The organism is Mucilaginibacter aquaedulcis (assembly GCF_030409325.1).
Classification (GTDB): domain Bacteria; phylum Bacteroidota; class Bacteroidia; order Sphingobacteriales; family Sphingobacteriaceae; genus Mucilaginibacter; species Mucilaginibacter aquaedulcis.
Map to the genome: position 1 here is coordinate 145,369 of NZ_JAUFPR010000003.1, position 13,020 is coordinate 158,388.

The window sequence follows — 13,020 nt, forward strand, 5'->3', positions numbered from 1 at the left end:
ATTAACTATAATTATGCCACTACAAACAAGCAATATTCACAAAATAATTCTGGCTGTGCTGAGCGTAATTGTATTAATAGTTGGCGTAATGACCTTTTTATCTCCTGCAGCGGTTTTTCCTGACTCATCATGGGGCTTTCAGGTATTGCAAAAAATGCAGGCCGGCGGTGGCTTTAATTTACTTTTTAAACCCAACGCTGCCGATTTAAGTAAAACTCATTCCGAGTTTTTAACATGGTGGTCGCCGGGGCAATACCTTGCTCCTTATTTATTCATATCGCTTTTTAAACTCAACCTTGGGCAGGCAGCTGCTGTTACAAGTGCAGTTTTTACTTTATCAGGGATATTTGGTTTTTATTCATTTTTTAAGAAGGCCGGCTTCGGGCAACTAATAGCCGCTATCAGCGTTGCCCTGATAGCTTGCCAACAGGCCTTTATTATCCCTTATATTTTTTATAACGGCGGCGAAGTATTGATATTCGGCTTTGCAGGCTGGTTCCTTTACGGTTGCACAGCTATTAATAAAACTGATTGGAAACTACTTGTATTCCTTTTACTTTCCGGATGCTTTGGCTTCTGCTGTAAATCATCGTTTTTATGGATGTACGGGGCGGGCTGCATTTATTTGTGGATAAAACTATCGCGAGGTCAGTATGATATTGTGCAATGGATAAAAAAAGGAATATGGATTGGGATACCAGCCATAGCCTCCCTTTCATTAATTTACATCCTGTATCTTTCCAAAGGTGAAAATCCAGCATCGAGTGGTATGGGTATCAAACTAACCTGGCAAACTTTTAGCTTTCCGCTTGCCTCACCTTTGCTGGCAGGTTTGTCTATTGATGATATGGCTGGAGGATTGATATATCATGATGACTTAACCATACTGAACCCTTTTTGGTCGTTAGTTACGGTTATAACATCGGCTATATTTAGTGTGATACTGGTTATTAACATTGCGCGCCATGCGCCTGATAAAAACTACGCCTTACTGGTTATTGTTTTTTATTCGGTTTCGGTAATATTTTTCAGCTATAACTTTTTAAGGCAGGCTAATATATCGTACGAGGCAAGGCATTTGCGGTTAATTGGCCTGCTGATAACTCCCGGCCTTGTTTACCTGGTAAGCCGGAGCCAACTCATTTATAAGGCTGCATTTGTGTTTATTTGTTTTGTTATTGGCTTTTTAAGCTTCAGATACTTTGTACCTGGATTTAGACAAAACAAACTATTTAATGCCAGGGGAACAACTGGTTTGGCCCAAATAGCAGCCGATCAGCAGTCATTAAACTACCTCATGGATCTGGACAGAAAAAACAACAATGCCATTTTTGTTTTTATACAACCTGATCTTGGCCTGGAGATAAAAAATAACCGCATCATCACTGTAGATCCAATGGATGCGGTTCAGGTTAGTTCAAAGGACTACTATGACAATTTTACCTATAAAGGCCATGCAGGGCCGCTATATATTTTCATGCCCTCAAACTATAGTGGTGTAAGATCAGACATTTTAACCCACTGTTTTCCGGACTATCAGGATTTCAAGATGGAGCAGCTAAGTCCAGATTATGTGCTCTATTCGGCTAAATAACGTTCGCGTTGATCTCTTTCCAAAGCAGATCTTTTAATCCGTCTAAATTTCTTTGAGCTACTGATGATATGAACACTGCAGGTACACCATCCGGAAGTTCCTTTGCCATTTCGGCCTGCAACTCATCATCCAACATATCTGATTTGGTAACCGCAAGCACACGCGGCTTATGTATCAGTTCGGGGTTATATTCTTTCAGCTCGTGCAGTAATATCTCGTATTCCTGTTTAATGGTACGGGTTGTATCTGCAGGTACCATGAACAACAATACCGAATTACGTTCAATATGCCTTAAAAATCTAAACCCAAGTCCTTTCCCCTGCGAAGCGCCCTCAATAATTCCCGGAATATCGGCCATTACAAATGAGCGGTTATTGCGGTACGATACTATACCCAGGTTGGGCACCAGCGTCGTGAACGCGTAATCAGCGATCTCTGGTTTGGCAGCCGATACTACAGAAAGTAAAGTTGACTTACCGGCATTCGGAAAGCCCACTAAACCCACATCGGCAAGTATCTTTAATTCGAGTATGTTCCAGTCTTCCCGGCCATCCTCACCCGGTTGGGCAAAACGTGGGGTTTGTTGTGTTGCGGTTTTAAAATGCCAGTTACCTAAACCACCGCGGCCACCTGGAGTTAATATTTTGGTTTCGCCATCTTTGGTAATCTCAAAAATAACCTCGCCGGTTTCGGCATTTTTAACGGTGGTACCAAGGGGCACTTCCAAAATTTCGTCGCGTCCGGTTTTACCCGATCTTAATGAACTGCCGCCAGAATCGCCATCGCCGGCAATTACGTGCTTACGATATTTAAGATGCAGCATTGTCCATAGCTGGGCATTGCCTTTTACAATAACATGACCACCTCTTCCGCCATCACCACCATCAGGGCCGCCTTTGGAGGTTAAAATATCACGGTGCAAATGCGCAGAACCTGCCCCACCGTGGCCCGAGCGGCAACAGATTTTCACGTAATCAACAAAATTGGAACCTTGCGACATAAATTTTAAGATTTGGTCTGAAAAGTCCGAAAGTCAGTAAAGTCCGAAAGATAAGAAGTTTGATGTTCTTAACTTTCGGACTTTACTGACTTTCCCGACTTCCGGACTTAATTATTATTGTTCAATAACGGCATCAATGGCACCATATATCTGGTCAATTGAGCCAATACCGTTTATACTTTTAAACTTATCCTGATTTTTATAGAAACCGGCAACAGGAGCCGTTTTATCATTGTATTCTTTAATACGCTTGCGAATAACTTCCGGGTTGGCGTCATCTGCACGGCCAGATTCTTTACCACGTTCCAAAAGCCTGCGCTCCAACTCCTCAGCATCTACCTCAAGAGCAATCATATGTGATATGGTAGCTGCCTTGCTTTCCAGCAGGTTGTCCAATGCTTCGGCCTGTGCAACGGTACGGGGGAAACCATCAAATATAAAACCTTCAGCCTCCTTATTGGCATCCAGCTTATTGCTGATCATACCTATAACTACCTCGTCAGGAACAAGCATGCCTTCATCCATCAATTTCTTTGCCTCTAAGCCAAGTGCAGTTCCTTGTGAAATTTCGCCGCGTAAAAGGTCGCCTGTTGAAAGGTGTATTAAACCGTGTTTTTCAATAAGCTTTTGCGACTGAGTCCCTTTCCCTGCTCCGGGAGGACCAAACAATACCAGATTTAGCATGCTCTTAATAAATTAAAAGCCTTTCGGTACAACACAGAAAGGCTTAACGTTTGGTGCACTCGAAGGGAGTCGAACCCCTAACCTTCTGATCCGTAGTCAGACGCTCTATCCAATTGAGCTACGAGTGCTTTTTGAAACGGAATGCAAAAGTAGTTTTTTTACCCTTTATTGCAAACTTTTTTCAAATAACTTTTACAATTATTTTTTCAAACTAAGCCAAACAACTGATTTTATGGCAAATATCTTTCCATATTTTTTTACTATTTGACTTAGTCAGCCTCTTTATTGTTTCACAATTTCGGCAATGGCAGCAAAATCGGGCAGGTTGCCTGCATCTTCCAGTACCTCGGCGTAAATAATTTCCTGGTTTTCATCAATCACAAATGCCGCACGCTTTGATACACCTTTCAATCCTAAAGCAAAAGTTTCATACAAGGCGCCATAGGCTGCAGATACTTCCTTATTAAAATCAGATAGCAGATCAAACTGGTAATTGTTCTCTTCTTTGAACTTTGCCAGTGTAAAAGGCGAATCAACAGATATACCTAATATGGTAGCATTTAATCCATCATAATAACCAAAGCTATCACGCATGGTGCATAATTGCGTGGTGCAAACACCAGTAAATGCTAAAGGGAAAAAGTGCAGCACTACTTTTCTGCCTTTAAAATCGGCTAACGATACACTTTTTAATGCTGATGAAACTAATATAAAATCGGGGGCCTTTTGGCCAACTTGTAATGCCATAGCGTAGTTTTTTATTGCAAATAAAAATAAATAGAAACAGCTAATGGTAATTGGCAGGTAATTAATTGACTTTGCTATTTTTGAATAATGAGATTTATACTGATTGCAGCCCTAATATGTTTTTCGGCTTATGTTAAAGCCCAAACCCAGCCATTCCGTATCAGTACTAAACATTTAACTAATAATGTATATGTACACATCTCTTACGGATTGCCGGATGGTAAAAGCCCCTTCCCTGCCAACGGACTTTATATTGTAACCAAAGCCGGTATTATATTAATTGATACTCCATGGGATGAAGATCAAACACAACAGTTGATGGATACTTTACAGAAACGCTATCATCAAAAAATTGTGCTTTGTATAGCAACCCACTTCCATAGCGACCGTACCGCCGGGCTCGATATGTTAAAAAAGAACGGTGTAAAAACTTACGCAAGCAAATTAACCAATACACTGGCTAAAAAGGGCGGCAACAAACAGGCTGAGTTTACCTTTAACCGCGATACCGTTTTTAACGTTGGCGGCGTAAGCATACAAACTTACTATCCCGGCGAAGGCCATACTAAAGACAATATTGTAGTTTGGCTGCCACAAACCCGGGTACTGTTTGGCGGATGCCTCATCAAAAGCCTGGAAACTAATAGTAAGGGCTTTACTGATGATGGCAACATAGCCGAGTGGCCAAATTCTGTAGAACGCGTTGGCAAGCGCTTTAAAAATATTAAATATGTTATACCTGGTCACCAGGGCTGGCAGGGTGATACAATGCAATTACGCCATACTATAAACATAGCAAAAAGTAAATAAACATAGTTGAACTAAAAATTAAGTTATAAAATTCTTGATTAACTAAATATTTAGTTATAGCTTTAGCAATATCAATTAGCTAAAGGTTATGATCAGGAATTATATCAAAACGGCGTTTCGCAGTCTTTTAAAAAATAAAGGATTTACGTTCATCAATATTTTAGGGCTCTCTTTGGGTTTAGCTACCTGTCTGCTCATCATATTTTTTGTGGTTGATGAGCTAAATTATGATCGCTATAACACTAAATTCAATAGAATATACCGGGTAAATACCGACGTTAAGTTTAACGGTACTATATCCTATTTTGCAGGCTCTCCCATACCTGTTGCAGATGCTTTAACCCGGGAGTTTCCGGAAGTTGAAAAAGCTGTACGGATAACTCCAGCCGTAAATATCCGTTTTAAAAAGGGCGATGAAATTGTTCGGGAAGATGGCGCTACCTTTTATTGCGAAACAGGCATATTTGATATTTTCACCTTACCTCTGCTTTCCGGCGATCCTAAAACTGCACTTACAGAACCTAATAATGTTGTAATTACTGAATCAATAGCCAAAAAATATTTTAATCGTACCAATGTGGTAGGTGAAACGCTTTTTTTGGTTACCGATAGCAGCAATCATAAAATAAGTGGTGTAATGCGTGAGATGCCCCACCAATCACATTTTAAAGCTAATTTTCTGTTTGCCGCCAATGCGGTTGGCAAGGGTAATTGGAACAGTATCAGTCCTTTCATCACCTATATTTTGCTTAAACCTGGCACCAACCCGGCACGTTTTGAATCAAAGCTTGCTCCTTTGATGGAAAAAAACCTTTCAACAGCCAATTTTAATTATCAAAGGTTCAAATCAAACAATAACTACTTTAAACTTATAACCACTCCTTTAAAAGACATACACTTAAAATCAAATCGTCAAGGCGAAATTGGTGTTAACGGCAACATACAATACATCTACATATTTTCGGTAGTAGCTTTGTTCATTTTACTATTGGCATGCATTAATTTCATGAACTTGTCAACAGCCCGTTCGGCAAACAGAGCCCGTGAAGTTGGCGTGCGCAAGGTATTAGGATCATCTCGCAAGCACCTGATATTTCAGTTTTTGGCCGAATCATTAATAGTAACTTTCACCGCTGCCTTCATAGCCATGCTAACAGCCTGGGCCTTGCTGCCAATTTTTAATCATTTTGCAAATAAAGAATTAGTCATCACATGGAATGTACTAACCTGGCTACTACCCTCTATAATCGCTATTGTTATGGTGGTAGGCCTTTTAGCGGGCTCCTACCCAGCATTTTTCCTTTCTGCATTTCAACCCATTGATGTATTAAAGGGTAAATTGGCAACAGGCTTTAAAGGCGGCGCACTCAGAAGCACATTGGTTGTTTTTCAATTTTCTATTTCTATTTTTCTAATTATAGGTACGTTGGTAATATATAATCAGCTGCATTACATTCAAAATAAGGATCTTGGCTTTAACCGCAACCAGGTAATCACTATTAATAGTGTAAATACATTAGATAATCCCCAGATATTGAAACAGGAAATAAAACAACTTCCAGGAGTAATCAATGCAACGCTTAGCAGCTACCTCCCTGTTGGCGGTTACCGGACAATTGGGTATGTATCACCAGATCAAAAAAACAGTCAGTCAACCCAGTTCTGGAAAGTTGATGAAGACTACCTGAACACCATGGGTATCACATTGAAAGAGGGCCGAAGTTTTTCTGCACAGTTTAAAACAGATTCAACAGCGGTAATCATCAATGAAACAGCGGCCAAAGTATTTGGCTATAATAATCATGCTATTAATAAGCTTCTTTACACATGGAAGGGGAAAGAGATCGACAAAAAATACACTATTATTGGCGTTGTAAAAGATTTTAATTTCAGTTCGCTGCGCGATAATGTAAGTCCGCTGGTAATGGTAATGGCTAATGATTGGCTGGCCCGCTTAACCGTAAGGGTGAACACATCCAATTTACATGCGTTAATAAATCTGATGGAAAACCAATGGAAAACCGTTGCCCCTCACGAGCGTTTTAATTATACATTTATGGACGATGATTTTGAAACCACGTATCGTACTGAGCAACGCATGGGTAATCTCTTCATAGTCTTTACTGTTTTAGCTATTGTTATTGCCTGCCTGGGATTATTTAGCCTGGCTGCTTACGCAGCAGAACAGCGTAACCGGGAAATTGGCATACGCAAAGTTTTGGGCGCAAGCGTCCCGGTTATTGTAAAAATGTTATCAAAGGACTTTATAAAATTGGTGATCATTTCGTTTTTGATAGCAGCGCCATTAGCCTGGCTAATTATGAACATCTGGTTGCAAGGCTTTGCCTACAGGCAGAACATCCAATGGTGGGAATTAGCGATTGCCGGCATCGGTTCCGTAGTTATTTGTTTTATCACTATTAGTACGCAATCATTGAAAGCGGCAATAGCCAACCCGGTTAATAGTTTGAAGAATGAATAGAGCTTAAGCAAAAGAGAAACTAAAGAGCATACCATGAATTTAGAACTTTACTTTAGGGTTTAGAATTTGTTTTTTGCGCATTTATATAACATATATTTGCTATATAACTACTTGCAATGAAAGCCATTATCATAACCCAGCCCGGCAAACCCTCGGTTTTGCAAATTGCAGAAAGGCCCAAACCCACTTATGGCGCAAATGAAGTTTTAATTAAGGTTGCTGCCGCAGGTGTAAATCGCCCGGATGTGCTGCAGCGCGAAGGTAAGTACCCGCCACCTGCAGATGTGGTACAGGATATTCCGGGTCTTGAAGTTGCCGGCACCGTAGTTGAAGTGGGTGCTGCCGTTACCCGGTGGAAAATTGGCGATAAAGTTTGCGCCCTGGTATCCGGAGGTGGTTATGCAGCATATTGCAGCGCCCACGAACTGCAATGCCTGCCCGTACCCGAAAATTTGTCTTTTACAGAAGCTGCATCCCTGCCTGAAACATTTTTTACCGTTTGGAGCAATGTATTTGACCGAGGCAATTTAAAAGATGGTGAAACCCTGCTGGTTCACGGCGGCTCGGGCGGTATTGGTGTAGCGGCCATACAAATAGCCAGTGCTTTAGGCCATACGGTTTATACTACGGTGGGTTCTGATGAAAAATGCCACAGCTGCGAGGCGCTTGGTGCCGCGAGGGCCATTAACTACAAAACCGAAAACTTTAAAGAAGTTATTGAGCAGTTAACCAATGGCAAGGGTGTTGATGTGATATTAGATATGATAGGCGGCGATTATACCCCCGCCAACATTCAGTCATTAGCTATAGAGGGTCGGCTGGTGATGATTAATACCATGAACGGCAACAATGCCCAGGTAGATCTGGGCCGGGTGATGGTGAAAAGACTAACCATTACGGGCTCTACTTTACGAGCAAGAGATGCAGAATTTAAAGGTAGGATTGCTCAAAATCTGCTAAAAAGCATTTGGCCATTGCTGGCATCAGGAGCAATTAAGCCAGTTATATACAAGATATTTAAACCCGAAGAGGCAGCCCAGGCTCATGAGCTGATGGAAAGCAGCAGTCATATTGGTAAAATAGTACTCAGTTTTGAGTAACAAAAAACCTCAAAATGACTGTTAAGAAAATATCGTAACAAATGTTGCTTTTGGTATTTAAATATTTGGATAGAAATCTTAACTTTGCGCCTCTGAAATAGCATCTTATATTTTATTGCAACAGCTATTTATTAGAAAAATTCTTTAAAACACCAGGTTATATATGCCAAACATTGGAAAAATATCACGGATCATTGGTCCGGTAGTTGACGTAAGTTTCGCTGATGATGCTCATCTTCCCAAAATTTATGATGCATTAGAGATCACGAAAGAAAATGGCCAAAAAGTAATTTTAGAAGTTCAGCAGCACTTAGGCGAAGATCGTGTACGTGCTATCGCGATGGATTCAACAGACGGATTGCTACGCGGCATGAAGGTATTGGATTTAGAATCGGCCATCAAAATGCCGGTTGGCGAAAACATCAAAGGTCGTGTATTCAACGTTGTTGGTGATGCCATTGATGGTATCGCTGATTTAGATAAAGCCAATGGTCGTCCAATCCACAATACTCCTCCACGTTTTGAGGACCTTTCAACCGAAACTGAGGTACTTTTTACAGGTATCAAGGTTATCGACTTGTTAGAGCCTTATGTAAAAGGTGGTAAAATTGGTTTGTTTGGCGGTGCTGGTGTTGGTAAAACAGTATTGATCCAGGAACTGATCAACAACATCGCTAAAGCTTATGCCGGTTTATCGGTATTTGCAGGTGTTGGTGAGCGTACCCGTGAAGGAAATGACCTTTTACGTGAGATGCTTGAATCAGGCATTATAAAATACGGAGATGCATTTATGCACTCTATGGAAGAAGGCGGATGGGACTTATCTAAAGTGGATAACGAAGCTTTGAAAGACTCAAAAGCAACCTTCGTTTTCGGCCAGATGAATGAGCCTCCTGGTGCACGTGCACGTGTGGCTTTATCAGGCTTAACCATTGCCGAATACTTCCGTGATGGTGAAGAAGATGGCAAAGGCCGTGATATCCTTTTCTTTATCGATAACATTTTCCGCTTTACACAAGCAGGTTCTGAAGTATCGGCGCTGTTAGGCCGTATGCCATCAGCGGTAGGTTACCAGCCAACACTGGCTACTGAAATGGGTACCATGCAAGAGCGCATCACTTCAACCAAACGCGGTTCAATTACATCTGTACAAGCGGTTTACGTACCTGCGGATGACTTGACTGACCCTGCACCGGCAACTACATTTGCTCACTTGGACGCAACAACAGTACTTTCACGTAAAATTGCAGAGTTAGGTATTTATCCTGCGGTGGATCCTTTGGATTCTACTTCACGTATCCTTAGCCCGGCTATCTTAGGCGATGAGCATTACAATACAGCTCAACGTGTTAAAGAAACTTTACAACGTTACAAAGAGTTACAGGATATCATCGCGATCCTGGGTATGGACGAGTTATCTGAGGAAGATAAACTGGTTGTATCACGTGCGCGTCGTGTTCAGCGTTTCCTTTCACAACCATTCCACGTGGCCGAACAATTTACCGGCTTAAAAGGTGTATTGGTTGACATCAAAGAAACCATTAAAGGTTTCAACATGATCATGGATGGTGAAGTTGACGAATATCCTGAAGCTGCATTCAACTTAGTTGGAAGCATTGAAGATGCCATTGAAAAAGGTAAAAAGCTGTTAGCTGAAGCTAACGCATAGTAACAAGTATTTAGTATCAGGTAGCAAGATTGCTATTTGATACTAATTGCATAATACTTGATACTTGATACTAACTACTTGATACAAAAAAAATGACTTTAGAAATTCTTACACCCGATAAAAAAGTATACGAGGGCGAAGCCACATCGGTAACCGTTCCGGGTGCTTTGGGATTATTTGAAATATTAAACCACCACGCTCCTATCATCTCTACTTTGCAGGATGGTAAACTAACCGTGCGTGGCGGCAACGCTGGTAAAGAAGAAGTCTTTTTTATTAAAGGCGGTGTTGTTGAGGTATTAAACAATAAGGTTATTGTGCTTGCTGAAGGTATTCAGCACAAGTAAACCTTATACCCCAATATTTATAAAAACGTTCGGGTATAAATCCCCGGACGTTTTTTTTTGCACTTTTTTCGGCTGTCAGAGAATATTCTTGAAAATTGCGTGGCAGACTCACCCCGACATCGCTGCGCTTGTCGCCCCTCTCTTCGCCTGCGGCGGAAAGAGGGGATTTTGAAAATGGATGAAAGACAAGAGAGTGAGAAAAATATTTTCGTATCCCCTTTCCAGCGAAGCTGAAAAGGTCGACAAGCGCAGCGCAGATCGAGTGAGTCCGTAAACAGCTATTATCTAAACTATGCTCTGCACAAAATTAAGTACACTGAACAAACTGAACCCTTTTTTTACGACCTGAAGTTTAAAAGTTAATTAAATTAAGAGGGCTGAATTTTAAAGTATGAAGTAACCGTAAGGCAACTTCAATAGCTAAAATCACATAAGGCATAGCAAGTAGATTTTACACAAGTAATAGCGGTATTTTACTCGTTTCAGGAAGAAAATCAACAACTTACTATGCATGCATAAAATTTGTACCGAATACCGTTTTGAACTTTGGTATATTTTATAACATATTTAATTTCTATATTTATACTATGTAAAGAATTAAATTTTTTTAATAATTAAATAACAAAATAAAATACTTTTTGAAAATATTTTTTCTGATCCTTGCTATTTTTTACGGCTATATCTACCTTACAAATACAGATTCGCACAGTATACATAAACCCGGATCAGCATACTAAATCATTTACTAATAAGGCTATCATAATAAACAAAAATGAGTTCATCATCAGATACTACAGCGGCTATAGAATTGAACAAGTACAGCAAAACTTTTACGCAGGACGAAACACAGCCTGCCGCCAAGGCCATGTTATACGGAATAGGTTTAACCGATGACGATATGGAAAAGGCACAGGTTGGCGTTGCCAGCATGGGCTACGATGGCAACACCTGCAACATGCACCTGAACGATCTGGCTAAGCTGGTTAAACAAGGCATCTGGGATGAGAATTTGGTAGGCCTTATATTCCATACCATTGGTGTAAGCGATGGCATGAGCAACGGTACAGAAGGTATGCGCTACTCATTAATGAGCCGTGATATTATTGCCGATTCCATTGAGGCTGTTACTGGTGCTCAATATTATGACGGTTTGATCACCCTGCCAGGCTGCGATAAAAACATGCCTGGCTCTATCATGGCTATGGGTCGTTTAAACCGTCCATCAATCATGGTATATGGTGGCACTATTAAACCAGGCCACTGGAAAGGTGAAGACCTGAACATTGTTTCGGCATTTGAAGCTTTAGGCAAAAAGATCGCCGGCCAGATAGATGATGTAGATTTTATGGGCGTTATCAAGAATGCCTGCCCGAGCGCTGGTGCCTGTGGTGGTATCTATACCGCCAATACCATGGCTGCCGCTATTGAGGCATTGGGTATGAGTTTGCCATACTCATCATCAAACCCTGCATTAAGCGAAGATAAAAAGGCAGAATGCCTTGCCGCCGGTAAAGCTATCAAGGTGTTGTTAGAAAAAGATATTAAACCATCAGATATCATGACCCGCGAGGCATTTGAAAATGCTATGGTAGTGATAATGGTATTAGGTGGTTCAACCAATGCGGTATTGCACCTGATAGCAATGGCTAAAAGCGTTGGTGTTAAAGTAACCCAGGATGATTTTCAGGCGGTAAGTAACCGTATCCCGGTTCTTGCCGATATGAAGCCAAGCGGTAAATACATGATGGAAGACCTCCACAACATTGGTGGTGTACCTGCCGTAATGAAATACTGCTTAAGCCAGGGTTGGTTAAATGGCGACTGCTTAACCGTTACCGGAAAAACCATTGCTGAGAATTTAGCTGAGGTTCCGGAGTTGAGTTTTGAAACACAAAAAATTATTTTCCCGGCTACCAATCCAATTAAGGCTACCGGTCACTTACAGATATTGTACGGAAACCTTGCCGAAGGCGGCAGCGTAGCCAAAATTACCGGTAAAGAAGGCACCAGCTTTGAAGGTCCTGCCCGTGTATTTGATGGCGAGTTTGAACTGATACATGGTATACAAAGCGGCCGTGTTAAATCGGGCGATGTGGTAGTTATCCGCAACGTGGGCCCTAAGGGCGCACCGGGTATGCCGGAAATGCTTAAACCAACATCGGCCATATTTGGCGCCGGTTTAGGTAGCTCGGTAGCATTAATCACCGATGGTCGTTTTTCTGGCGGTACACACGGTTTTGTGGTTGGTCACATTACACCAGAAGCTTATGATGGTGGTGGTATCGCCTTTGTAAAGGATGAAGACCGCATATTTATTGATGCTGTTAACCGCACCATCAACGTAATGATAAGCGATGAAGAATTTGCAGCCCGTAAAGCAGCATGGGTACAACCAGCTTTAAAGGTAAGCAAAGGCTTATTATACAGATATGCCAAAACGGTAAGCACAGCAGCCGAAGGTTGCGTAACCGACGAAATGCCATAAGGTTATACGTATAACGTTTTAAGTTGTACACAATTGAAAATGGTAATAAAATAAAAACGTATCACGTAAAACGTACTACGTAAAACAATAATAACATACAAC

10 protein-coding genes and 1 tRNA gene are annotated in these 13,020 nt (G+C 41.2%); 7 read left to right on the plus strand and 4 right to left on the minus strand.

The genetic code is table 11. The features are described from left to right. Positions 1 to 13: 13 nt before the first annotated feature. A complete protein-coding gene (locus tag QWZ01_RS15845) occupies positions 14 to 1,594 on the plus strand; it encodes a hypothetical protein (protein WP_290324888.1) in 1,581 nt (526 codons plus the stop codon). Here the strand turns inward: QWZ01_RS15845 and obgE are convergent. The 4 genes from obgE to QWZ01_RS15865 form a co-directional block, all read right to left on the minus strand. Further along, positions 1,587 to 2,594 carry a GTPase ObgE gene (obgE, locus tag QWZ01_RS15850; RefSeq protein WP_290324890.1) on the minus strand — a complete coding sequence of 336 codons (1,008 nt, stop codon included), beginning with the start codon at positions 2,592 to 2,594 and terminating at the stop codon, positions 1,587 to 1,589. The two genes, QWZ01_RS15845 and obgE, sit on opposite strands and share 8 nt — an antisense overlap. A 114-nt stretch (positions 2,595 to 2,708) precedes the next feature. Beyond that, the gene (locus tag QWZ01_RS15855; RefSeq protein WP_290324891.1) at positions 2,709 to 3,278 is read right to left on the minus strand and encodes an adenylate kinase; all 570 of its coding nucleotides are present in this window, start codon (positions 3,276 to 3,278) and stop codon (positions 2,709 to 2,711) included. A gap of 51 nt (positions 3,279 to 3,329) precedes the next feature. Then, positions 3,330 to 3,406: transfer RNA gene (locus QWZ01_RS15860), tRNA-Arg, on the minus strand. Positions 3,407 to 3,560: 154 nt separating this feature from the next. Further along, the gene (locus tag QWZ01_RS15865) at positions 3,561 to 4,025 is read right to left on the minus strand and encodes a redoxin domain-containing protein (RefSeq protein ID WP_290324893.1); all 465 of its coding nucleotides are present in this window, start codon (positions 4,023 to 4,025) and stop codon (positions 3,561 to 3,563) included. An 87-nt stretch (positions 4,026 to 4,112) separates the two neighbouring features. Between QWZ01_RS15865 and bla the strand changes: the two genes are divergently transcribed. The 6 genes from bla (at position 4,113) to ilvD (ending at position 12,918) form a co-directional block, all read left to right on the plus strand. Further along, positions 4,113 to 4,835: a subclass B1 metallo-beta-lactamase gene (gene bla / locus QWZ01_RS15870; RefSeq protein ID WP_290324894.1), complete on the plus strand. Its 723-nt coding sequence runs from the start codon at positions 4,113 to 4,115 to the stop codon at positions 4,833 to 4,835. A gap of 88 nt (positions 4,836 to 4,923) precedes the next feature. Next, positions 4,924 to 7,317: an ABC transporter permease gene (locus QWZ01_RS15875; RefSeq protein ID WP_290324896.1), complete on the plus strand. Its 2,394-nt coding sequence runs from the start codon at positions 4,924 to 4,926 to the stop codon at positions 7,315 to 7,317. A gap of 116 nt (positions 7,318 to 7,433) precedes the next feature. Continuing rightward, entirely contained in the window at positions 7,434 to 8,417 is a 984-nt protein-coding gene (locus tag QWZ01_RS15880; protein WP_290324898.1) for an NAD(P)H-quinone oxidoreductase, read from the plus strand. Between the two features lie 163 nt (positions 8,418 to 8,580). Beyond that, complete coding sequence (gene atpD, locus QWZ01_RS15885; RefSeq protein WP_290324900.1) at positions 8,581 to 10,086, plus strand: F0F1 ATP synthase subunit beta; 1,506 nt, start codon at positions 8,581 to 8,583, stop codon at positions 10,084 to 10,086. Positions 10,087 to 10,178: 92 nt separating this feature from the next. Then, positions 10,179 to 10,433: an ATP synthase F1 subunit epsilon gene (atpC, locus tag QWZ01_RS15890; protein WP_290324902.1), complete on the plus strand. Its 255-nt coding sequence runs from the start codon at positions 10,179 to 10,181 to the stop codon at positions 10,431 to 10,433. Positions 10,434 to 11,205: 772 nt separating this feature from the next. After that, on the plus strand, positions 11,206 to 12,918 hold the full coding sequence (gene ilvD, locus QWZ01_RS15895) for a dihydroxy-acid dehydratase (protein WP_290324904.1): 1,713 nt from the start codon (positions 11,206 to 11,208) through the stop codon (positions 12,916 to 12,918). Positions 12,919 to 13,020: the final 102 nt, after the last annotated feature.